The organism is Solibacillus sp. FSL K6-1781 (assembly GCF_038630735.1).
Taxonomy (GTDB): domain Bacteria; phylum Bacillota; class Bacilli; order Bacillales_A; family Planococcaceae; genus Solibacillus; species Solibacillus silvestris.
Genome location: NZ_CP152038.1, coordinates 707,785 through 731,243 on the forward strand (window position 1 = coordinate 707,785; position 23,459 = coordinate 731,243).

Annotated in this window: 15 protein-coding genes; 11 read left to right on the forward strand and 4 right to left on the reverse strand. The window is 37.6% G+C overall.

All coding sequences use genetic code 11. From position 1 onward, the window contains the following. The first annotated feature begins 210 nt into the window (after positions 1-210). The 4 genes from MHH37_RS03395 (at position 211) to MHH37_RS03410 (ending at position 9,477) form a co-directional block, all read left to right on the forward strand. The gene (locus tag MHH37_RS03395; protein ID WP_342574982.1) at positions 211-4,296 is read left to right on the forward strand and encodes a hypothetical protein; all 4,086 of its coding nucleotides are present in this window, start codon (positions 211-213) and stop codon (positions 4,294-4,296) included. 254 nt (positions 4,297-4,550) lie between these two features. Beyond that, on the forward strand, positions 4,551-5,612 hold the full coding sequence (locus tag MHH37_RS03400) for an S-layer homology domain-containing protein (RefSeq protein ID WP_342574984.1): 1,062 nt from the start codon (positions 4,551-4,553) through the stop codon (positions 5,610-5,612). 284 nt (positions 5,613-5,896) lie between these two features. Beyond that, positions 5,897-6,838 carry a C40 family peptidase gene (locus MHH37_RS03405; RefSeq protein WP_342574985.1) on the forward strand — a complete coding sequence of 314 codons (942 nt, stop codon included), beginning with the start codon at positions 5,897-5,899 and terminating at the stop codon, positions 6,836-6,838. A gap of 662 nt (positions 6,839-7,500) precedes the next feature. Beyond that, positions 7,501-9,477 (forward strand): N-acetylmuramoyl-L-alanine amidase, encoded by a 1,977-nt coding sequence (locus tag MHH37_RS03410; RefSeq protein WP_342574986.1) that lies wholly within the window; start codon positions 7,501-7,503, stop codon positions 9,475-9,477. Between the two features lie 300 nt (positions 9,478-9,777). Here the strand turns inward: MHH37_RS03410 and MHH37_RS03415 are convergent, their stop codons facing one another. Both MHH37_RS03415 and MHH37_RS03420 read right to left on the reverse strand, forming a co-directional pair. After that, the gene (locus MHH37_RS03415) at positions 9,778-11,787 is read right to left on the reverse strand and encodes an S-layer homology domain-containing protein (RefSeq protein ID WP_342574987.1); all 2,010 of its coding nucleotides are present in this window, start codon (positions 11,785-11,787) and stop codon (positions 9,778-9,780) included. 314 nt (positions 11,788-12,101) lie between these two features. Then, positions 12,102-12,368, reverse strand: a complete 267-nt coding sequence (locus tag MHH37_RS03420) for a hypothetical protein (protein WP_008407391.1) — start codon at positions 12,366-12,368, stop codon at positions 12,102-12,104. Between the two features lie 359 nt (positions 12,369-12,727). On the opposite strand from MHH37_RS03420, the gene MHH37_RS03425 reads away from it, so the two are divergent. From MHH37_RS03425 to MHH37_RS03435, 3 genes are all read left to right on the forward strand, one after another. Beyond that, the gene (locus tag MHH37_RS03425) at positions 12,728-14,218 is read left to right on the forward strand and encodes an O-antigen ligase family protein (RefSeq protein ID WP_087615628.1); all 1,491 of its coding nucleotides are present in this window, start codon (positions 12,728-12,730) and stop codon (positions 14,216-14,218) included. A 246-nt stretch (positions 14,219-14,464) separates the two neighbouring features. Beyond that, complete coding sequence (locus MHH37_RS03430; protein ID WP_342574988.1) at positions 14,465-16,738, forward strand: S-layer homology domain-containing protein; 2,274 nt, start codon at positions 14,465-14,467, stop codon at positions 16,736-16,738. A 489-nt stretch (positions 16,739-17,227) separates the two neighbouring features. Further along, positions 17,228-17,356 carry a hypothetical protein gene (locus MHH37_RS03435; protein ID WP_342574989.1) on the forward strand — a complete coding sequence of 43 codons (129 nt, stop codon included), beginning with the start codon at positions 17,228-17,230 and terminating at the stop codon, positions 17,354-17,356. A gap of 87 nt (positions 17,357-17,443) precedes the next feature. Here MHH37_RS03435 and MHH37_RS03440 read toward each other — a convergent pair whose 3' ends face one another. Together MHH37_RS03440 and MHH37_RS03445 are read right to left on the reverse strand one after the other, a co-directional pair. Further along, positions 17,444-18,196 (reverse strand): nuclease-related domain-containing protein, encoded by a 753-nt coding sequence (locus MHH37_RS03440; protein WP_342576209.1) that lies wholly within the window; start codon positions 18,194-18,196, stop codon positions 17,444-17,446. Beyond that, on the reverse strand, positions 18,197-18,418 hold the full coding sequence (locus tag MHH37_RS03445; protein ID WP_342574991.1) for a hypothetical protein: 222 nt from the start codon (positions 18,416-18,418) through the stop codon (positions 18,197-18,199). Between the two features lie 364 nt (positions 18,419-18,782). Here MHH37_RS03445 and MHH37_RS03450 point away from each other — a divergent pair, with 364 nt between their 5' ends. The 4 genes from MHH37_RS03450 to MHH37_RS03465 all read left to right on the forward strand — a co-directional run bounded on the left by MHH37_RS03450 (position 18,783) and on the right by MHH37_RS03465 (position 23,448). Further along, on the forward strand, positions 18,783-19,925 hold the full coding sequence (locus MHH37_RS03450; protein ID WP_008407384.1) for a polysaccharide pyruvyl transferase family protein: 1,143 nt from the start codon (positions 18,783-18,785) through the stop codon (positions 19,923-19,925). Further along, positions 19,925-21,013 (forward strand): glycosyltransferase, encoded by a 1,089-nt coding sequence (locus tag MHH37_RS03455; protein ID WP_342574992.1) that lies wholly within the window; start codon positions 19,925-19,927, stop codon positions 21,011-21,013. Before MHH37_RS03450 ends, MHH37_RS03455 begins: the two co-directional genes overlap by 1 nt. Before the next feature lie 31 nt (positions 21,014-21,044). Continuing rightward, on the forward strand, positions 21,045-22,562 hold the full coding sequence (murJ, locus tag MHH37_RS03460) for a murein biosynthesis integral membrane protein MurJ (RefSeq protein ID WP_342574993.1): 1,518 nt from the start codon (positions 21,045-21,047) through the stop codon (positions 22,560-22,562). 289 nt (positions 22,563-22,851) lie between these two features. Beyond that, positions 22,852-23,448 carry a TetR/AcrR family transcriptional regulator gene (locus MHH37_RS03465; RefSeq protein WP_342574994.1) on the forward strand — a complete coding sequence of 199 codons (597 nt, stop codon included), beginning with the start codon at positions 22,852-22,854 and terminating at the stop codon, positions 23,446-23,448. Positions 23,449-23,459: the final 11 nt, after the last annotated feature.

Sequence of the window (23,459 nt, forward strand, 5' to 3'; positions counted from 1 at the left end):
TTACGGACTTTGCAACTTTACAATGCATTTTGACGAATAAGGAACCCCTTTAGGCGAAAAAAGTATGTAAAGTGCCGAATATTCATTGGGCTCACTATCCCTACATCCTTTTCCTTATAAATCAACTAACAAACTGTGAGAATATGCCGATAATTAACCTAGGATTATGAACCATTTTAAAGCACTACCCATGAAGGAAGGGATAAAACGATGAAGAAAAACTTGAAGGTTGGTTTAATGGCGGGGCTTTTGATTACTCCTGGAATCGTCGCGCAGGCTGGAGAGGCAGAAGCGAGTGCAACACCGACATACTTAAATGTCGTAGCTTCAGTTACTGCCGATGGATTATTGAATACTTTTAAAGCAGTCAATGAGGAATCAGGCGCTCAAACAATTCAAATTGAGCGGAATCGATATAATACAATGTCTGATGAGGAAAAAGCCCTATTATCAGATGGGGATAAGAAGTTAATTGATTCCAAGCTTACATATTTAGAAGACTATATTGAATTTACGAAAAAGGCCAATAGTTTACAGGAAGATATAGGAAAACTAACTTCATCCAATAAAAATTTAATTGCGGAAACTAATGCTGCTCAAACTGCATATGACGAACTGTTAAAAGATATACCTGCAGCTTCACAGCAACTAAGTTCAGCTGCTGCCCAAGCAGGCGAACATGCCAGTAATTTCCTTTCGACACTTAAATATTACGGAGGAAATGGAACGGACGAATTTGTTAATACATTTGTGAGCGAACAAGCTGTCGAAAACCTGAAAACGAATAAAGAGGTTGTTGAGCAGCTGGAAGAATTTATTGCGAATGCAATTACTCCTATTCAAACCGCTTCAAAAACGGAATCGGTTGATAAAGATACTTATGAAAATGTTGTTGAAAATGCCCGTACGATGTTAAGTGAAATGGAAATTTCAAAACCGTCGTTAAAAAACATTTTAATAATTCAAATCGTTGAAAATAGTATCAGCGTTGAACAATTTATAAAAAACGCAGAGACGAATATTGTGAAAGCTGAGTCTGTAGAAAATAAAATAAACGATATTAAACTCAATCCACCAACTGCAACTATGTTCAATTCAAAAATAACGTCAATTATTAATGAATATGAAAAATTGTCTACACTTCAACAGCAACTGGTAGAGAATTACGGTGATTTGGAAAGCTACATAAATGCGTTACAGGTTTTGAATGAAATTACCCAATTAACGAAACTGAAGGCAAACTCAGAAGAGCTTCGCACAGAATTACCTACAATAGAAGCAAAGTATAAAAATCTGAACACAATCGAAAAAACATTTGTTACAAATTATAGTAAATTATTAGACATGCAAGAGGCTATTGAAAAAGTACAAAAAGTCGAAGTGGAAATCTTAAAAATCAATACTGCAACATTTGAAGAAAAAAGCTCGATCGTTGCGGATGCGCGTAAAGCTTATAATGGCCTATCCTCGTCGGACCGCAAATATGTATTAACAGAGGCATTGCATTTACTAACTTCATGGGAAAAAACATCATCAACAGCCGCAAATGTTATAAAACAAATTGATGCAATCAAAACAGATGTTTTTTCTAATCATGATGATAGTAAATTAGCGGATTCCAAAAAGTTATCGACGACAACAAGTTTTATCACGAAGGTTCGCACAGCTGAATCCTCTTATGCAAAGATTAAAGCAGGTGAAGGACAAACTGCTTCGCCAGAGCAAGAGCTTGTCACGAATCGTGCCCGCCTAGAAGCCTTGATGCCGATAGCGAAAATTGCCGAATATGTAGCCAACTTAAAAGTGACGAGCACTACTTATACGGAAGATCTAGTGGAAGCGGAAAAACAATTAAATACTTGGGATTCAGTCAAAGTTGCAGTTCTTCCAAATGATGCAGAAAATATCGAGAAACTTCATCAATTTTTAACGTCCTATTTGCAACTACAAAAAGAGGAACAATCTATAGCTACAAAATTGGATACTGACATTCTTGCATTCAAAACTGCTGATATAGTTGATTTACAGCAAATCGTTGCAGCGCGTGAAAAGTATAATGCTTTATCTGCGAACGGCAAACGATTAGTAAAAAACATTAAAGTATTAACAGAAGTCGAGCGGTCCCACAAGACAGCATTAAATACAATTGAGGCAATCAATAAAATTGATGTTAAAGCAAAGGATTTTGCGCGTAAAACGACTGCAGCCGAAACCTCTTTCAACAAACTGACAGAGCCTATGAAAGCGATTGTCTACAATAAAACGAAACTGGATGAACTTTTGCCGTTCGCAAAACTGATGATGGAAATTGATGCAATCCGTCCGACTGCAAAAGATTTCAAAGAAAAATTATCAGCTGCACAAAATGAGTTTATAGAATTATTAAAAGGCTACACAGCACCAGAAAAACCAAATACAGATTTAGATATTATTAAATCCAAGTTACAGAATGAATACGGTAAAAAGTTAGATGCCTTCAATTATGTTGTTAGTTCTGCATTTTCAATCGAGCAAAGAATCGATGCACTGCAAACAAAATCCGGTGAAGCATTCATCACCGATTTAGCGGAAGTATCGGCAGCTTACAAAAAATTGGATTCTGCAACGAAACGCAATGTCGGGAATGCCAAAGTGTTAACAGACCTTGAACGGGACTACAAAGCATCATTAAAAGTAATCGATCTCATTGAAAAGCTGCCCGTTCACACAGACCGTAATTTTCCGTCAAAAGTAGCGGCTGCTCAAAAAGCATATGAACGGTTAACGGATAAGCAAAAACAAGATGTTTATAATTATGGCTCGAAGCTGAGCGATATTTTAAAAGTAGCAGATTTAATCAACCGTATAGAAAAACTGCGTGTTGGTTCGAAAACCTATGAGGCAGAAGTTGCGGCAATCCGTGCGGATTATGCAGCACTATCTGTTCAAGAGCAAGAACTCGTGCACAATATTACGAAGCTTGCGTCTGCCGAACAAGGTGTTTCCGATGCCAAGAAGGTAGTGGCACTAATTGATGCGGCAATACCTACTGCGGAAGGTTATATTCAAAAACTGATTGATGCACGAAACGGCTATGACAGTCTGACTAAATCAGATCAGCGTTTAGTAACGAACTACAAAGACTTGACGACTCGCGAGCGCGGAGTAAAACCGGTATTAAAACTGGATAACGATATTCTCGCATTGGATCCGTCAAATGCCCGTACATTTATTTCTAAGTATCAATCAGCAGAGAAAGCCTATGAAAAGCTGACAATGTCTGAACGCGCACTGCTCGTCAACAGTGAAAAGTTATTGGGAGATCTCGCTACCATTTATAATGTAGTAAATACAATTAATTCGATTAAATCATCGAGCAAAACGTTTGTGGAAGAGACAGTAGCAGCAAGAGCGTTATATAACGAACTGCCGGCTGAGTTAGCAGCGCAAGTGTCGAATTTACCGACATTGCAGGAGCATGAACTGAATGTAGAAGGTGGCGCAAAGGTAGATGCCATGATTCGAGCATTAAATGCAGCACCGGCAAATGAATTTATCGCCAAAATAAAAGAAGCGCGTGAAGCCTATAAATCATTAAGCTCGGCCAATAAAAAAGGCGTGACGCTCGAACCTGAATTAAAAGAACAGGAAAAATACATTAAACCGATCGAAGCGGCAATTAATGCAATTGAGGGTTTGAGCAATCCAAGAAATGATTTGAGCCGTCAGTTCAATACAGTCAATAATGCACTGAAAAAACTGGATGATAAACAAAAAGAGTACGTAACGAATATGGATCAGTACTCGAATTTATCGAATGTAATTCATGTCTATACACTAATTGCCGGGTTAACGCCAAGCGACAAGTACTATCAAGGGAATATGGAAGCAGCAAAGCTGGCATATGACAAATTGTCTGAAGAGGAAAAATTGAAGGTAACAAACTATTACAAATTACAAGAGGCCGTACTCGATATGACAGAAGTCCAAAAGGTGACGACAATCATTGCCTCATTGAATTCTTCTTCCAGCAGCTTTGCTACAGATGTTACAAATGCATTGGCGGCATATAAAGCACTTCCTTCTGGTTCCAAGCGTCAAGTACTGAACTACTCTGATCTTCAGCAAGCCGAAAAAGATTTAAAAGCAGCGGAGCGTGTCATTAAGCAAATTGAGGATCTGGATCCAACCTTAAGAACGTACGCTTCAAGAGCAAAGTCTGCGAAAACAGCTTACGATCGCCTGACAAACAACCAAAAATCATTAGTGAAAAACTACAATAAACTGCAGGCAGCTATTTTTGAATTAGGGTTGTAATTTAATTGAAAATATTATAGTTTAATTACTGTACCCCAAAAGGTAGAATGGAAAATCTGCCTTTTGGGGTATTTTTTAGAGTAAACTTAAATTTGAGCTGGACGCTTTTTAGCAGAAAATAAGATTGATTCTGGTCGAATTTGGCGTAGAATTTCTATTTAATGGCTTTTAAGTTAGTAGACAAGTTTTCTGTTAAGAGAAAAGTAATTAATTCATTGTATAATAATAGGAAATGGACTGATAGGGGGGGTTTGATGAAACGGGTTTTAATTATGGGGTCCATCATTGCATGTTTATTACATGCACCATCTTCTGATGCATATGCAAAAACGTCTCCAACTTTCACTGATGTGAAAAGTACGTATTGGGCAGCACCTGTAATATATGAGCTAGTTGAAAAAGGGTTTATGGAAGGCTATACAGACGGTACATTCAAACCGAACAGTACGACGACTCGTGCTGAGGCGGCAAGTATTATCGCAAGAACGATGGGCATTCCACTTGCGACTGATTTTGTTCCGGAATTTACGGATGTTCCTACAAATCACCGTTATTATAAAGAAATTTGTAAACTTGCAGAATTGGGGATTATTCAAAATGCTAGTGAGTTTCATCCTGAAGCCCCTTTAAAGCGTGCACATATTTCAAAAATGATCGCTCTTGCCTATGAGGTTGAAGTTGATCAGAAAAATAAGACAACATTTAAGGATCTGCCTAAAAACTATTGGGCAAAAGATTATATTGAATCATTGGCAGATGTGGAAATTGTAAAAGGAAAGACTGCTAAAACTTTTGAACCGAATGAGTTTGTTACACGAGCTCATGTCGCTGCACTGACAATGCGCGGAATGGAGTTTAAGGAAAAGATTAATAATCTGGAAGTAGTATATGACTTTTTACAAAAAGATTATATTGATACAGTGAATCATCATAAACAGTGGGAGAAAAAAATATTGGAGCTTGTTAATAAAGAACGGGCTGCTAAAGGACTTTCACCATTTATGCAAGACAAGAAGTTAACACAGATCGCTATTATTAAAGTGAAGGATATGCTAAAACGCAATTACTTCGAACATAATTCACCATTTTACGGCAACCCGTGGGATTTAGCGACATTGTTCGATTATGAGTATTCAAGCTATGGAGAAAACTTGGCCAGAAACTTCGAGTCACCGGAAACAACGGTAAAGGCTTGGATGGCGTCACCGAAACACCGAGATAATATTTTAAAAGAAGTATATACACATATGGGCACCGGCATTGAACAATCAAAAAATGGGAAATATTATGTAGTTCAACATTTTTCTAGTAAATAATATGGTAAATACTAGTACCTTACATTACAGTAATGTTACGAAATATAATTTCATATTATAAAAATTCTATAAAAAACACCAAATCTCTGCTTAAATACAGGGATTTGGTGTTTTTTGTTTTTATATCGAATTACTACAAACTGTTACACAAGTGAAAAATAATATCACAATTATATATGTTACCCTGTTATTAGGTTAAATAAACATGAACAAACAAGTTTTACGTTATGTTATACCTCGAATATTCATCACGAGGCCTATTTTGAAGGGAGTTCCATTTTAAAGTGAAAAAGAAAATCTTATTACCGATCTTTGCAACTTTCATGATTTTTTCAGGTGTAGGGATGGGTTCGAATAATACAGCACAAGCAGCATCAGTTTCAGAATTAACAGCAACAGCTTCTAAATATATCGGTGTACCATACGTTTACGGAGGAACAACAGCAAGCGGATTAGATTGCTCTGGATTTACTCAATTAGTATTCAAGCAATTAGGCTATGACCTAAACCGTACAGCTGCTTCTCAATATAAACAAGGTAGTGCCGTTTCAAAATCAGATTTACAACCAGGCGATTTAGTATTCTTTAATACTACTGGTAAAGTAGCTTCTCATGTTGGTATCTCATTAGGTGGAAATAAATTCGTTCACGCTGGTACAAGCACAGGCGTTACTGAAGCAAGTTTAAATTCTTCTTACTGGGCGAAACGATATAACGGAGCAAAACGCGTAGCGAGCTTTGGAGAAAGTAATAAAGTAGTTGCAGCAGTATCTTCAGTTGAAAAAGAAGAAGTTAAAGATTCAGCTATCGATTTCACGATTTATGCATCTCGTGGTGAAGTAGCAATTCAGTTAGCAAAAACATTAGGTTTAGATACATCTGATACAAATTCACCATTCTCAGATATTAAAACATCATCAAAATATGCAGGTGCAGCAACAGCACTATATAAATTAGGCGTTTTCACTGGTGATGAAGGTAAATTCAATCCAGCTTCACCATTAACACGTGCTCAAATGGCAAAAGTGTTAGTAAAAGCATTTGACTTAAAAATGAAACAAGATACTTTAAAGTTCACAGATGTACCAACATCTCACTGGGCACATAACGACATCTCGATCTTAGCATCGAACGGCATCACAGTTGGTAAAGGTGACGGCACATTCGGTACAAACGACAACGTTATGTTAAAACATTTAACAGCTTTCATTAACCGTTTACAATAATAAGATTGGCAATACCAATACTTAATGAATAAAAATTAGTAACTTCTACATATCTCAATAGATATCCACCTTGCAGGGAAGTACTTACTAATAGTATTTGAAACACAGACGAAATTTGTCTGTGTTTCTTTTTTTTTGTTTGTGGGAGAGCTTTATTAGTAGTTTACGGAGGAAAAGTAGAAACTCTTTCGTATCAAGTAGAATAGTTGAAAGGAAAGTGGAAATTTTTACTCCTAATGTGGAACAATCAGCACTAAAAGTTGAACTCGACAACTCTATTAGAAATTCTCAGAATGAAAGTGGAAACTATTTCGTCTAAAGTAGAAGTTTACGAGAGTAAGTAGAACCTTTAACTCCTAATGTGGAACAACCAGCACCGAAAGTAGAACAAGCCAACTTTATTAGACATTCTCTGTCTGAAAGTAGAACCTTCAGCTCCTAATGTGGAACAGTACACGATTAAAGCAGCACATCACCAGTTTATTAGCCATTCATTGATGCCGTTTTTACCTAAAAGGGAAACTCTCATCAGCAAATAATGAAAATATCACTTTCTACTTTCTATAATCTAGAAAAATATTAAATTTCTTGCTTTGTACATATTAATTTTATGAATAATTTGGTAAAATGGGAACTATCTAATAGAGGGGAGGATTTAAACATTGTCTTTGCGCAATCTGGTCGTGACGGTGACAATCATCTTCATGGCAATGTTCCAATTGAATACGGCATATGCTAGTACAAGCTTTGCCGATGTCCCTTCTTCAAATGGGGCGTATAATGAAATAAACTATTTAGTAAATGCGGGTGTCATCAAAGGGTATACAGAAAACGGTAAAACTCTTTATAAACCGAATGCCCATGTAACCCGGGGGCAAGCTGCTAAAATGGTTGTTGTTGCAACAAATAACAAGCCTTTAACTGTAAAAAAGTCCTCGTTTTCTGATGTTGCATTAGGCACTGAGCTTTCGGGCTATGTAGAAAGTGCTGTGGAGTTAGGGTTTTTCTCTGAGCAATCCAATGGAAAATTCGCGCCGAACACTCCTTTGACAAGAGAAGAAATGAGTAAAGTGCTGGCCATTGCATTTAAATTAAACGCAGCTCAAACAGAAAAGCTGGAAATTCCATTTAAAGATATTAAACCGACATATGGCTATTATCCATATATCGCGGCAATCTACTTTAACGGAATTACTGTAGAGGCTGATAAATATAATCCGAAAAATTCAGTAACACGTGCACAGTTCGCATCATTTATTGCTCGTGCCTCTTCTGACAAGTATCGTTTGCCATTGCCTGTTCAAGGGGTGACTGTACCGGATATTTCGACAGCAGTTGCTTCTGTTAAAGCAAATGTAAATAATTTAAATGTCCGCACATCTGCATCTTCTTCAAATGCATCGAATATTTTGGCGAAAGTAAATACAGGTGCATCGTTTGCTGTATTTGAAATCCAGAAAGATGGTTGGCTGAAAGTTTCCCATGAAGGACGCTATGCCTATGTTTACAAGGATTATGTAGATTTTATGGATGAAACAGGTAAGCAGCTTAATAAAGTACAAAAGCATGTTTACGCATCGGGCAATATTAAGGCATACGAAAAGCGTGATGTTGGTTCAAATAGTGTAAGTTCAATAGCAGCAAAAGAGAAAATTGCTGTTTATAATACGATTGGCAATTGGTATGTTACGTTAGTAAATGGTTTACCTGCCTATGTCCGTGTTTCTCAAACTGAAGACACATTGCAGACAGAACCAGTTACTCCTCCAGTAATGGAACCGGAAAAACCGGTAGTGGAAGAGGAAAATAATGTACCGAATCCACCTGCAGATAATGGCGGTGAAAACGAACAACCTGTTACCCCGCCGCAAGAGCTATTGACGAATACAGTTGGTAAAGCAACAGTTGATGCATTGCAAATTCGGGAATCGGCTTCAGGCAGTGCACGTTCGCTTGGTCAAATTAAGCGAGGTACACTAGTGGAAGTCCATTCGGTATCCGGTAGCTGGGCTAAAATAACGTATAACGGTATAAATGGTTATATTAATAAAACATATTTACAACTTCTAAATCAAAAAGGACCTGCTGTAAAAGATCGTATTATTGTTCTTGATCCAGGTCATGGCGGTAAAGACCCAGGTGCTGTAAAGAAAGACGCACGTGAAAAGGAAATCGTTTTAAAAGTTGCGAATCTCGTAAAGCAAAAGCTTGAAAAAGATGGTGCAAAAGTGAAAATGACGCGTTCTGGAGATACATATCCTAGCTTAGAGGATCGTGTCCGATATGCAAAAAATGAAAACGGTGAAATTTTTATCAGTCTTCATGCAAATGCAGCAGCAAAGGAATCAGCAAATGGAACGGAAACATTCTACAGCGTGACTTCCAATGCAAATGAAAAAGAAGATTTAGCGTTGGCAACGGCCATTAACAATGAAATCGTTAAAAACGCCAAAATGTACAACCGTGGTGTAAAGCGCGCAGACTATGTTGTTATTAAAGGAAACGTAATGCCTGCTGTTTTAGTGGAGCTCGGTTTCATAACAAATAATGAAGATCGTTCGAAACTGGTATCTGACGAGTATGTCGAAATTTTTGCCCAGTCCATTTACAATGGCATTGTGCAATATTATACGAAATAATGAACTGAGTGGCTTCCTGCTAGAGGGGCTGCTCAGTTTTTTGTTTACGATTTGCTAATATCTTTATCAGAAGTTCTAATATCCTGAAAAATGTTCTAATAAAAGTGCCAAGTTCTAATATAATAGGCGTTTCTTCTAAAATGACATTCGGATGTTCTAAAACCATACCCGGAAGTTCAGATATCCTAGTCCAATCTTCTAATAACCTTCCTAACTTTTCTAATAAACAACAACTCTCGCAACCTCAGGCCCAACTCAAAAAAAATCCAGCACTTCCGTAGAAGTACTGGATTTAAAAAATTAATTTCCTGGAATTAGTTGAACTAAATCTGAGCGTACCCAACCGTATTTTGCAGGAGGGTTATTGTCTGACATAATTTTGTACCATACATAGCCGTCCGTACCCTTTGTTTCTTCAACGATTGAGATAGGGTAGCCGAACACGCCTGTTTCACCTACATATTTCGCTTTATAAGTGAAGTGAATTGGCGAAGCTGTAGATGGCTCGTTACGAACATTTACTAAAAGACCATTTTCATATGATACGAAGGCCAATTTTGCTTGTTTGTAATCTTTTTTACCAAAGCGGTTATCCATACGGTACATATGGCCCGCAATTTTACTGCCCCAGAATGGATCTGATGCATAGTGCACGTTCATGCCGGCTGTTTTATTCCCCGGTGCTGCACCTTTTGCATAACCACCTGATTGAGGCACGTAGTTCAGGTTGACATAGCGGTTAATAAACGCAAGGACACTATCATCACGAGATTTATAAACTTCACCTAATGTCGGATCTGTATCGAATACTTTAATACCGAAAATATTATTTTTCGTTAATGCATTCTTACTTACACCGTAATCACCTTCGTGCATTGCTGCAGCTAAAATGAATAGTGCATTGACATTATATTGTGCTTCTACCTGCTTTAAAAATTTACCCATGCCGATTAAACGAGATTCAGTCGTTGCTTTAGCATATTGAGGGGAAGTTTTGATTGCCTGGCGCTCTGTTAATAATGTCATAATCATATTGTCCAGTTCCTCAGCTGTATAGTTAGATGGCTGACGAATCGATTGGAATTGGAAGTACGGATAATGTGTCCCTACTTTTTTCGTTAATAGAACATCAGAGTAGAAGTTTACACCATCCTGGCTATAGTATTGACCGCCGCGCTGCATAAATACAGGTGCTTCACTCACTACATAATCCCAATTATACTTTTGTGTAATATGATTGTACGTACGATGTGTTAAGTAACCGCCTTCAACAAAATAGAAGTCTTGTCCTTTAATTAAGCTTGTCGGTGTTAATGTAACTTCATCAATTTTCGCATAGCCTTTTGTATCAGCTAATTGAACGATTGCATACTGATCGTTGCTTCCGATGTATTTAAACTGAGAGCCTTCTACAGCGTACGATAACGATTTCGTGAAGTTTTTGTCTGAATAAATTGTTACAGTGTTTGCTTTCGTGTCAGCTGCTGAAGCGATGCCAGATGACATTTTAATGATTTTATCGCCTTTAATAATCAAGTTTGAGCCAGAACTTTTTAACGCTGCTTCAGCTTGTTCGTAGTTAAAGTAAACAGTAGAGTTTTTCGTAATTACTCCATTTGAAATTTTGCCGACATAATAAACATTTGGGTTCGGAGCAGGTGTTTCCACCGGATCTTCACCTTCTTTTACAGCAAATGTTTCGATTGTCGTTTGCATACGGAATAAAAATGCTGCGGCATGAGCGATTGTCGCATTGCCCTGAGGTTCAAAAAATACCCCGTTTTTCGTATGCGATCCACGGATAATATTGTAGTAAACATTTGTAGCTACAGCTGGTTTGAACTGATCACTGATTTTGTTGTTATCCTTGAATGTTAATGGTTGTCCTTCCAATGGCACGTTTGAATAACGCAATGCTTTTTCCAAAAGTGCTGCCATATGCTGGCGCGTAATCTTTTCGTTCGGACGGAATGTGCCATCAGGATAGCCACTTAAAATGTTAGAGCCTGCAGCTGCCTGAATTTCACGTGTCAGTTCATTACCAGCTTTTAAATCTTTAAAAGTGTATGTAGATGAGTCTGGTAATTCAAGTGCGCGTGTAATGTAAGAAGCAAATTCACCACGCGTAACGGCACGGTTTGGGTAGTAATTTCCTTTGCTGTCTGGTCGGATGACATTAAGATTAGACCAGTATGTTAATTCATTTACCATTTGATGGCCTTTTATATCATTTGCATGAGATGTTGATTGTGTTGTGAAAGACAGAGCAACGATTAATGCGAATGCTAGTCCAACTATTTTTTTAAACACAGATTCACGCTCCTTTCCTATATGATGATATTTTACCAATATATGAGCGAGAATCATAGATGAATCCTAATTCTTTAGACGTTTGTAATATAAATGTAATTAAAAAGTCCTTTTAAAAATATTTTGATGATAGGGAAAAATGAGTTCAATACTATAAGGATAGAAGATATAAAAAAGAGTGAGCTGGGTTAAAGCTCAAAAAAATTCAATTGAGGGGGAGGTTTTTTATATGAGAGGAATAGCGATAAACAAATAGAATAGAAGGCACTTCAAAACAAAGCGTCGTATTTCTATTTTAGAAAACCGGAAAATGACTACAAGTTTAATGCCTTCGATATTTTTTTTACCTCTTTTGTTAAGTAATGAAGCTGTTCATGTACTTCCTGGAGATTCACGTTGTTTTGATTGTTATTAGTGACCTGCTGCTGTGTTTCCTGTAGTGCAAGAGCAGATGCAAATGTAGAAATCCCTTCAGCTAACGTAGCTAACAAGCCGGCTAATACCTCAAGTGAAGCGGCTTGAATTAATGGATTGTTATCGATCGGCGGTTCATTGTTTTTCTTACGGTTATTAGTTTGCAATAGTACGACCTCCAAAATAGTGATGTATATATTTTATGGTTTTGATGAGCAATTATGAATGACTGGAGGGATTTGCTGCAGAAAGTTTTAAAATCTTTCAATGTTATTTGTTGGTAAAATTCAGGGGTATTTTAATTCGAGAGGTTTGGGGGTGAAGAGAGGCATATTTCCTCTCTTTTTTTTATGTTATGTGACTGAAAAACCATTGATCTGACAATTATTCTAGTAATTTAGGGTGTGTTTTATACTCTCATTGAATTATAATTGTAACCATATTATACTTAAGTTCGTCTTAATCCACATGAGCAAAACTCATCTAAAAATAGAGAACTACATATAGGAAAGGGTTTGGGACATCTATGAATGACATTTCTGTCAAAATGAATAAAAAAGAATGGCTCGAAATTTTTGGGGCAATTCTTGTACTTGTGGCGGCCTTACTGCTTCCGCCTTCGATAGCGCAAATCAGTACAGCGATTTTCTTTGTACTCTTTGCATTTTTTAAGCCGTTTCAAAGTTTAGTAATTTTAGTACCGTACGTTATTTTCCGTACCTTCTTTATTGAACTGAACCCTGGTCTTAAACTCATCGGCGATTTAATTACGATCGTCGTATTACTGCGTTTATTTTTATTTAATACGAAGAAATTTAAAACTTGGTTTCATTTCAAACCATTTGAATACTTCTTCTTCGCCTTTTTAATCTTCGGTGCAATCATCGGATACAAAAACGGTGTATCACTTGGTGCGATCGTCTTCCAATTACGTACATTCGGCGTTATGTATTTACTGTATTACATTCTAAGCCGCAGTGAATTGCCGAAAAACTTCCTTGTGAAACTGGCATGGGTTACTGTATTTTCAGGTGCAGTTATTTTTATTCAGGGGATTTTCGAAAAATTGTCGATGCGCCAGTTATTAATGCCTGAAATTTGGACGGAAAAAATACTTTCTTCAACAAACTTCGTGCGTGTCTACGGTATGCTGAACAATCCGAACTCACTGGCATTAGTCATGTTCTTTGCAATTGGCGCGGTATTCTTCCTGCGATGGGCTTATAAAAACAATGAATTTAAATGGACGTTCCGTATAGCACAAGTCGCTTTCTTTGGAATGCTATTATTGACACTTTCCCGTGGTACATGGATTTCTGCGTTCGTCTTCGTCTTATTCTTCATGCTGCTATCACGAAATTGGAAGCTATTGAAGAGAATTGCCATTTCATTTGTTGTGGCAATCGCACTAATTTATTTCCCTGTAAACTGGGGAGTATCATTTTTACAAAACTTAGGTGTGGAAAACACGGTAGCACCAGAGGAAATTTCTGGTGGAATTAGCAATCGCTTCACGGAAACATTCTCGGACGACACTTTGGAGTTGATGCAGGAAAGTGGTCGTATGTTCTATATTAAAAAAGGATTTGAAGTGCTGAAGGATTATCCGATTACAGGTGCCGGCTTTGGGACATTCGGTGGTTCGGCAACTTTATCATATGACTCACCGATTTATGAGGAGTACGGTATCCGTTCTGATATATACGGCGGCAAGAACTTCTATTCCGATAACCAATATATTCAAGTTATTGCAGAGACAGGTGCAGTCGGCGTTCTATTATTTGCAGGCTTCTTACTGGCGATGGTATGGATGTACTGGAAAGAACGTAAAACAATCTTCGGGCAATATTTATTCGGGCTATGGTTTGCAACAGGTGTAGCAGGGTTCTTCTATAATATTTGGGAATTAAAAGTCTATGTACTATTCTACTTTATTCTCTTTGGAATATTTGCAAGTATGCGCACAATGTATCCAATGCTCAAACTCAGCGATTACGAAAAACAAAAAGCAGAATAAATCAAGGAACTATCTCTTTAGGGGGATAGTTCTTTTTTTATGAAATGAACAGACTATTTTAGAAGCTTCCATTATTGTATTTGCATTATTCTCTTATACAAGATGTAACTTTATGTTGAAAAAATGGATTTCTTGTAAAATGTAACAAAAGATTAATAGTTTCTCATGCGAAAATTTGTTAAGGTTAGAGATAGGACATTAAGAAAGGAAGGTGACTTGCTTCAATTTAATTAGGAAGCACAAATTATGAAAACAAATAAATCTCTATTTATTGCAGTGCTAATGGTATTTGCACTCATTTTCAGTACACCGCAATTTGCAAGTGCAGCACAAACGACAAATGACTCATACCCGATTTCGACAGGGGTAACATATTCAAACTATACTCATAAAGGTTCTAAAACAAGTGTGGTTAATCATTTAGAAGTTGATTTAACAGACTCTTTCACAAAAATCGGTTTAGGTTTACCAACTCCGGTCAATACGCTAATGACAACGACACAACATGCGAACAGTCATACGAAGGAAGGAAACCGGGTAGTTGGGGCAATCAACTCTAATTTCTATAATATGGGGGATGGCTATCCTTTATATTTAATTTCTCAATATAACACAATCGTTACACCAAGCGTTATTTCAGATTCAAGTTCGAACTATGTGAGCCAACCGATCGCATTCGGTATTACAAAGGACGGATACGGAGAGATTGCTTACTACAATAGTAAGATTAACGTTACATATAACGGTCAAACAAATGAAGTAAATGGTCTTAATGTAAAGCGCGGAACAGATGAGGCGGTTATTTATACACCGCAAAATCATAGTTCTATGACGCCGAACAATGGAAAGGGTATGGAGTTTATCGTTGAAACTGGAAATACGGTCGGTGCAACGAAATTCGGCCAAACATTAACGGGTAAGGTAACTGCAATCCGTGGTTATGATGATGAGACAAAAACGAAAATTCCGCGTAACGGTTTCGTGCTTTCTTTTAACGGATCAGCATGGGGCGATAAATACCGTAGTATTAAAGTCGGCGATGAAATTTCAGTAAACTTTGCTATTGATGATCGTTGGATGGACGCACAGTTTATGATGGCAAGTGGTCCATTACTAGTATTGGACGGCAAGAAAAATCTTACAATCAATGAATCAAGCTCACGTGCAAGAGAAGTTGCACCACGTACGGCGATTGCAATCAGCAAAGATAAGAAGAAAGTACACTTAATTACAGTGGACGGACGTATTAGCTCAAGTGCAGGTATGTCTTTACCACAGTTTGCGGATTATCTAGTAAGCCTTGGCTTTGACCGTGCGATTAATTTAGATGGCGGCGGTTCAACAACAATGGGTATTCGAAAATACGGCAGTAACACAGTCGTTTTAGCCAATACACCATCTGGAGGTACACAACGTCGCGTATCTGCAATTATTGAAGCAATCAGTACAGCACCAACAACAAATGCACCTAAATATATTCAAGTAAATCGTGATAAAGTAGGTACGTTATTAGTGGGTGCAACAGTGAAACTTACACCAAACTATGTATTGGACGAGTATTACAATCCATTGGCAGTAAATGCAAGTGATTTTGTGTTAACACCGCAAAATAATACAGTAACAGTTAATGGCTTAAGCTATACAGCTGTAGCGCCTGGCTCAGAACGTCTAACGGTTTCAAATAAAGGCGCAACACAAACAATCAGCTTTAATGTAGTCGATGCACCTGCTGGACTTTCTATTTCAGGTGTAACAGGTCCAGTTGTACCAAATGCATCGCTTCAATTAAAAGCTAATGTAACAGGGGCAAATAATGAAACATTAATTTATAACGATTCACAAATTAAATGGTCTGTTGATGGAAACATCGGTTCAGTATCCAGCTCAGGTCTTTTCAAATCGAATGGTAAAGAAGGCACTGCCCGTGTAACAGCGACATTAGGAACAAAATCTGTTTCTAAAGATATCGTTGTAAAGGCTGTAGAAAAACCATTATTCAAAGATATTTCTGTGAACAATGTTTATAAAAAAGAAATTCAATATTTAGTAGATAATAACTTAATCAACGGGTATCCGGATGGTACATTCAAACCGGATTTAGCATTAAACCGTGGTCAAGCAGCTGTATTGCTGACACGTGCATTAGGCTTATCTACAAAAGATGTGCCAAACCCTGGATTTAGCGATCTATCAACAAAGAGCACATATTATGGTGCAGTTGCAGCGATTGTACAAGCAGGCATCATGAGTGGTACTGGTGATGGCAAGTATGAGCCAGGCAAACCATTAACTCGTGCTCAAATGGCGAAAATCCTAGTTGAAGCATATAAGTTAACAGGTACTACTTCTACGAAATTTAAAGATGTAAGTACAAAGCACTGGGCGTACGATTATATTCATACGCTAGCAGCAAATGAAATTACGACAGGTTATGAAGATAATACTTATAAACCAAGTCAAGAAGTATCACGCGTGCACTTCAGCTTATTCTTATACCGCACAATTACACAAAACAAATAAGAGAGAACCTTTGTAAAGTTGCAGCGAGGAATCGCAACTTTTACAAAGGTTTTTTTATGGAGAAAAGGGGGCGTTGGGGAAGAGTGGGAGGAAAGTAAATGAAGTGAGGTTGGAACGGAGAGTTTTTATTACGTGGAATGTATTTTTTTATGGGGAAGGTGTAAGTATTGGTTTCTGTGTTGTTGAAACTATAGAATTTTTTGGCGCGAAAGTAGAACGCTTGGGCTCGAAAGTAGAACGCTTGGGCTCGAAAGTAGAACCTCGTTTCAGGAAAGTAGAACATTTCTAAGGTAAAGGAGAAAGTTTCATTCGAAAAGTAGAACAGGTTGCGAGTATTCGCCTAGTTGCCGCAGAAAGTAGAATATTATGGCGCGGAAGTAGAATGCTTTTGGATTAAAGTAGAACTTCGCACCAAGAAAGTAGAACGGTTTGAGAGTATTCGCAAAGTTGTCGTAGAAAGTAGAAAGTTATGGTGCGGAAGTAGAACAATTGCGGAAGAAAGTGGAACTTCGCACCAAGAAAGTAGAACGTTTCCCGGGTAAAGTAGAGAGATTCATTCAAACAGTAGAACGGGTGGCGAGTATTCGCCAAGTTGCCGCAGAAAGTAGAATGAATTAACGTTAATGTAGAACCAAGCCCCAGAAAAGTAGACCTCTACCCGGAAAAACTAGAAGAATATACTTCGTAAGTAACTCATCACCTCCTTTAAGTAGAAATCACATAAGAAAACAACCTATCCATTTTCTGATCTAAAACGTCTTCAGGAATTAAGTAATAGACACCACGTCCTTTGCCAAATTGCTCAAAGTTTAAGCGCTTTAGAAGTTTGGAAGTAACTGCTTTACAGTCGATTCCGACAAATTCCCTCAATTCACGATTTGTAATGCGATCCCCGATTAATGAGCGATATTGATGTAATGCTAAAAAGATTGCCTCTTTACTTTTCTCGCCACAGTGTGGGCAAATCCATAATCCGTGATGATAATCCATGACATGCCGAAAGTCGCACTTCTTACAAAGGACCCCATTTCGGATACGATGTCTATCTATTTTTCTTCTAGCAGGAAGCCGGCAAGAGATGGCCGATAATTTATTTTGCAATTCCACTAAATCAAGCTTTGTTTCACCATGGTTTTGATATAATTTCTCCAGAAACTTCGGCAAGCCGCTTAAATGAATAATCGGACAACCGTTTAAGGATGAGTCCAATTTGGTTCTGATATTAGCATTGACCACAATATATAAGACAGGCAGCTGAATTTTCCAGCTTGATAATAAATGCAATAAAAATAACTGATGCCGGTAAGCCTGGTCAAACGGATTCGGGAAATTTTCTATAACCCCCTCCTCCGTTTGACGGGCGAACTCGTGGAATGCAGGTTTATAAAACAACGTACCTGAAATTTGTTTCACTTCAACAACGAGGAGAAATCTTGTCGTTAATATAAGGGCGTCTATTTAATGAGAAAAACCCTTTTCATTTATACAATCAAAGTTATAAAAAATTTTATAAGGACCAATAAAATGATAATCCGCTAATGTTCTCTGCATTTTTAATTCGCCTGCAACTCCAGCTTGGACGCGATAATAAGCCTCTTGATAAGAGGTGAACTCTTCATCCTCAGCTTCCAATCTAGAAACAAGGGCATCCAAATACTTAAAATTTTCAGACCTGTACAATAAATCACCTCTACTCGTGCATTGAGACAAAATCTCTATGACAGCAATGTATCCGAAAATTCCCTGGCTTGCAAATGCCCTGGAAAAGTCATTTAATGCATAATTTCCACTTCAAAAAGTAAAAATGAAACTAATCTTATATGCAAACCGTCTCATTTACGAAAAACTATAAATTTATTGTTAATTTTCTTCTAGTGAAATGGTGTGATCTTGCCCTCGGGAATATCGTTTCAAACAGACATTATGCTATACTGAAAATACGAATCATAACGCAGAACACATCGACTTCAGATGTGTTTTTCAAATGAAAAATGAAATAAGCCAAGCGTACTTAATATGCTTGATTCAAAGGATGAATGAATAAATGAAAATTGGTATTGTTGGAAATTACGGGAATGATAATAATGGAGACGAGGCGATTTTATTAAGTATTATTCGCCAGCTGCAGAAGGTATTTCAAATAGATACAAAAAATATTACGGTATTTAGTAATAACCCAAAACAAACAGCTGAACGTTATTCTGTGCAAAGTTACCCTTTATATTACAAAAACGGTAATGCTGTGAAAACGTTTATGAAGACGTATAAAGAAAATTCTAATGTCGTGAAAAACCTTGATTTTGTCGTAATCGGCGGCGGCGGTATTTTGATGGATCTTTATAAACGTGAAGCACCGCTGTATGGTTCATATGCGATGATGGCCAAAAATAATAATGTCCCATATGTTGTCTATGGTTGTGGGGCGGGTCCACTAAACACAGGCTTAGGTAAATGGTTTATCCGCTATATGGCCAAGCATGCACAAAATATTTCAGTGCGTGATCCGCAATCTGAACAGCTACTAAAAACAATCGGGGTAAAACGTAATGTACATGTAATTGGAGATCCGGCATTTAGTTTAGAAGTAGAACGTTCAAATTATAGTGATAAACCAAAATCGGTTGGTGTTACAGCGGTTCCTTACTATAATGCTTCATACTGGCCAACAGGCGATGAGACTAAATACGAAAACTATATTAATGGCATGGCGAAAAACCTGGACCGTTTAATTGAAGAGCATAATGTCGATGTAACATTTTTTGCGACAAAATATCCGCAAGATGCTGATGTGACAAAAGATATCCAGGCTAAAATGAAGCATCCGGAGAACACAAAAATTATTGATGAAAACTTGCCGCCGCAGCGTATTTTACATATTACGTCTACATTTGATGTGTTAATCGGTACAAGACTTCATTCATTAATATTGGCAACGGATGCGAAAACGCCGATTATCGGTGTGTCTTATCATGTGAAGGTGAATGACTTCTTACAAATGGCGGGGCTTGGCAACTATTCTTTACCGATTGATTCACTTCATGAATCAGACGAGAAGTTTGCGATGCTCTTTAACGATATGGCAGTAGATTGGAACGGTGCACAAAACTTAGCAGCTCGTACAAATGCGTCATTTAAAGAAAAATCAGCATTAGGGGAGCAGCTTTTAAAAGAAGGTGCGAAAAAGTAATGAAAAAAGTATTCGTCATTAGCAATATGTATCCTTCAAAGGAACATTTAGCTTACGGCATTTTCGTGAAAAATCAGGTCGAGCAATTGGAACAAGAGGGTATCGATACAGTGCTCGCGGTAAATACCAATCCAGCAACAGGAAAGAAAAATGTTATTCTGAAATATTTAAAGTGGGCTCAACAGTTTATGCGTGTATTCCGTGCAAACAAGCGGAATATTTCGCTAACACATAGTCATTACGTATTTCCGAGCGGGATATTCAGCTACTATTTAAAAAAGCGTCACAATATCCCGTATATCGTAACGGCACATGGCGGCGATATTAATAAAATGGCTAAAAAAGGCGGACAAATCCGTGAGTTTACGGAGAAGATTTTACAGTCTGCAGATCATGTCATTGCAGTAGGGGAAGAGCTTGCTGCAACGATTGAAACAACTTTCCATGTTGAAAACGATAAAATTTCGGTGATGAGCATGGGGATTGATCGTACGGTTTTCAATAAAGCGGACGGTAAAAAACAACATGCAAAAGAGCTTGGAATGGACCCTGATAAGACAAACTTTTTATTCGTAGGTAACATTATACGGGAAAAAGGCGTTACAGAACTTGTACGTGCATTCAATAAAGTAACGGAATCGCTTCCGCAGCAAGCCGCTCTTTATTGTGTTGGTTCGACAAAAGATAGTAATTTTACTAGTAAGGTAAAAGAGCTTGCTAGGGACAATACGGCGATTCATTTTATCGAACCATTACCACAGCAGGAGTTGGCGCGTTATTTTCAGGCGGCTGATGTTTTCGTACTCCCTTCTTATATTGAAGGACTGGGATTAGTAGCTTTAGAGGCAATGAGCTGCGGCACACCGGTCATTGCATCGGATGTCGGAGGACTGCATTATATGCTGGCAGATGAAGCAGGGGTATTAGTGCCTCCTAAAGACGAGATTTTACTTCAGCTGGCACTTGAAAATGCAGTGAAAGATGGAATCGCAGTGAATGAAGCACGTGTAGCTGAGCTGCTTCATACACATGATGCAAAAAACATTATTGCACGTTTAAAAGAGCTCTACACAACACATGCGAAATAAAGTAATTGTAATTAAAGGATTGTGATAAGCGTTGAAAGGAATTTTAAAAATAGTAGGGGCCGTCGCGGTTATTAATATTTTAGCGCGACTGGTCGGCTTTGCCCGCGAAACATATATCGGGATTGAATTTGGTACCACTTTATATTCAGATAGTATTGTTAATGCTTATACAATTCCAAACTTTTTATATTTAGTCATCGGCGGAGCGTTTACGACGGCGTTTATATCCATATACCATAAGACGTCATCAAGCATTACAGAATATATACAGCGAACGTTTACAACGATTGCTGTTTCGATTACGCTCATTGTCATTTTATTTATGGCGTTGGCCGATCCGATATTAATGCAATTTTTCCAAGTTGAGAATCAGGCGGAATATGAAATACTGCGCTCGCTTTACTACTGGATGATGCCATCGACGATTATGCTCGTATTATCGACTTGGATGAGCGGTATTTTAAATGTCCAGGGCCGTTATCATTTATCAGCGTTTTCAGTGCTTATTTATAACGCTTCATTTTTACTCGTATCCGTAGTCTTATCCATCACAATGGGACCGGTCGGAATGGGGATCGGGGCATTAGTCGGGGCAATCTGTATGTTCCTGTTCCTTGTATTCGGAGTTCGGAATGTGAAAGAAATGTCCTTCAAGCCAAACTTTAAACAGGCTGAAGATCAAAAAATGCTATGGAAAATTGCGTTGCCAATTATGCTTGGCGGTGCGACTGCACAGCTTTATATTTTAATTCAACGATTCTTTACTAATATGCTGGAAGCTGGTGTTCCGTCAGCGATGAACTATGCGACAAAAATGTCCCAGTTCCCGCAGGCAATTTTAATGACTGCTGTAACGACCGTTATTTTCCCTTTACTCAGCAAAAAAGAAGGAGAAGGGGACACAGAGTCGGTAAAACAACTGTATGTTCGCGGGATGCGTTTATTATACTTACTCGTATTGCCTGTTTCGGTGTTTTTCTACTTCCAGGCAGAAGGGATTGTCCGCATCATATTTGAATATAAAGAATTTGATGCAAAGTCAACAGCAATTACAGCGCCACTGCTGCAAGTATTCAGTACGACGATGTTCTTCCTTGCTGCAAACACGTATATTACGCGTTTCTACTATGCGAAGGGTAACTCCGTATTACCGATGATATTCAGTATTTTAACGGTATTCGGTGTGAACATTGCGGTCGTAATGGCGACGATTGATGAAATGGGCGCTAATGCGGTTGCCCTAGGGACATTAATCAGTGCTATCGTAAACTTCCTGTTGCTTGTATTTGTGCTTCAAAGTAAATATAAGTTAAAACTTTTGGACAATAACGTTGGTCAGCTGTTTAAGTTGGCCATCATTGGACTAATATACATCGCAATTAACTGGGCGATTGCACAATGGATTTCAATTGATCAAAAATGGCTTCATATAATTGCTACATTTATCGTTGCGTCAATTAGCTATATGATATTACTGTTCGCGTTCAAAATGGATGAGCTGCAGCAAATTACAGGTAAAGTAAAAGGTAAGATTTTACGAAAAAAATAACATGACAAAGCGCGTATCCTGAAATTGATTAGGATACGCCTTTTTGTATCTACTATTTAATGATATTTCAGGAAAAGAATAATTTATCCTTATAACAGGACAATTTACGGATGATGAAATTCAAATTATTGCTAAGTTATGTCAATGGAGTGCTAATAATAAGGAGAAATGTTAGTTATATGGCGGAAAACTTTATTTTAAAAAAACTTTCCTATATAATCATAAGTGGAATAATTGGAATTTAATATAAATTACTAAACATCTAAAATAGAGATAAGGGTGGAGAAGTATGGCAAGAGGAAGACGTGTAAATTCATGCGGTGAAAAAAGTAAAAAATTATTATTGGAAAAAGCAATTGAGTTATTTTCTACATATGGTTATCATCAAACAAAAATCAGTGATATTGTGAAATCGGCAAATTTAACACAGCCGACATTTTATTTATATTTTCAAAGTAAGGAAACATTGTTTAACGATTTAAATGAGAAGTTCCACAATGAGCTAACTGAAATTTTTTCTAGTTCAACAAATGACATAAACAACGGAAAAATTGGAATCGACCTTATTCAAGGAAGTCTGACACATATTTTCGAGTTTTTTATCGAAAACCCTAACCTCACAAAAATCGGTTTTTATGAAGCAGAGCAATCAACGGCCGTAAAGGAAATGCTTGTTTCTGAATTAATACATATCCTAAATACAGAGTTAAAAGATTCGAATGTTTTAAAGCAAGCGGATGCGACTATTCTTGCAGAAAGTCTTGTTGGTTCGGTGGAACGGCTGACACTGACAAACTTATTAACGAATAAAACGAGTCCGGAACAGCTTGCAAAAGAGATTTGCATGATTTATTTTGCAACGGAACTAAGCTTAGTACATTCATAAAATTGAAAGAG

Bases quoted from the DNA above. Each gene is read 5' to 3' on its own strand.
- MHH37_RS03455 (WP_342574992.1), top strand. From the start codon at position 19,925: ATGAAAAAAGTATTCGTCATTAGCAATATGTATCCTTCAAAGGAACAT.
- MHH37_RS03450 (WP_008407384.1), top strand. From the start codon at position 18,783: ATGAAAATTGGTATTGTTGGAAATTACGGGAATGATAATAATGGAGAC.
- MHH37_RS03395 (WP_342574982.1), top strand. From the start codon at position 211: ATGAAGAAAAACTTGAAGGTTGGTTTAATGGCGGGGCTTTTGATTACT.
- MHH37_RS03465 (WP_342574994.1), top strand. From the start codon at position 22,852: ATGGCAAGAGGAAGACGTGTAAATTCATGCGGTGAAAAAAGTAAAAAA.
- MHH37_RS03430 (WP_342574988.1), top strand. From the start codon at position 14,465: ATGAAAACAAATAAATCTCTATTTATTGCAGTGCTAATGGTATTTGCA.
- MHH37_RS03425 (WP_087615628.1), top strand. From the start codon at position 12,728: ATGAATGACATTTCTGTCAAAATGAATAAAAAAGAATGGCTCGAAATT.
- MHH37_RS03400 (WP_342574984.1), top strand. From the start codon at position 4,551: ATGAAACGGGTTTTAATTATGGGGTCCATCATTGCATGTTTATTACAT.